At 46.6% G+C, this 603-nt stretch carries 1 protein-coding gene; it reads right to left on the bottom strand.

Annotated features, from left to right (window positions below; genetic code table 11):
- Window positions 1-103: 103 nt before the first annotated feature.
- Window positions 104-603: glycine betaine ABC transporter substrate-binding protein (locus tag KIV40_RS33065; RefSeq protein ID WP_285353613.1), on the bottom strand; the 500-nt coding region annotated here is incomplete at its 5' end.

Here is a 603-nt window from a genome sequence, read left to right as displayed (position 1 = left end):
GCTTCCATCCATTGACCCACTGGGATTTTGTTGTCGGTAATAAAATTCACAATATTGCCTTTTCTATGGTGAGCTGCGAATGCAACTCACCATTTCCTTCTAATTACGCTTTAACTTGCTTTAGGTATGCTGATACAGCGTCTTGAGCGGAATCGCCCTTGAGCGTTTTCACGTTCTTAAGCCACGCTTCCACTTGCTGCGGATTGCTGTTAAGCCACTGCTGAGCCGCTTTGTTTGGTTGAACGTTTTGGTTAAGAATCGCTTCCATCAGCTCATTTTCCATCTCTAGAGAGAATTCTAGGTTTTGCAGAAGCTGACCGACGTTTGAACACTCAGACAAGTAGTTTGCGCGCACATTGGTGTAAACATTGGCACCGCCGTAGTTTGGACCAAAGAAGTCGTCTCCGCCGTCTAAGTATTCCATCTCAACATTGCTGTTCATTGGATGCGGCGCCCAACCCAAGTAGACAATCCACTGGTTACGACGAGCCGCACGAGACACTTGTGAAACCATGCCCGCTTCACTTGATTCAACCAAGCTGAATTCTTTCAAACCGAAAGCATCAGAGTCGATCATCGATTGGATTAGACGGTTGCCATCGT

It is taken from the genome of Vibrio sp. D173a (assembly GCF_030248475.1).
Note: the sequence above shows the minus strand (reverse complement) of the source record. Positions and strands in the feature narration are given on the sequence as shown.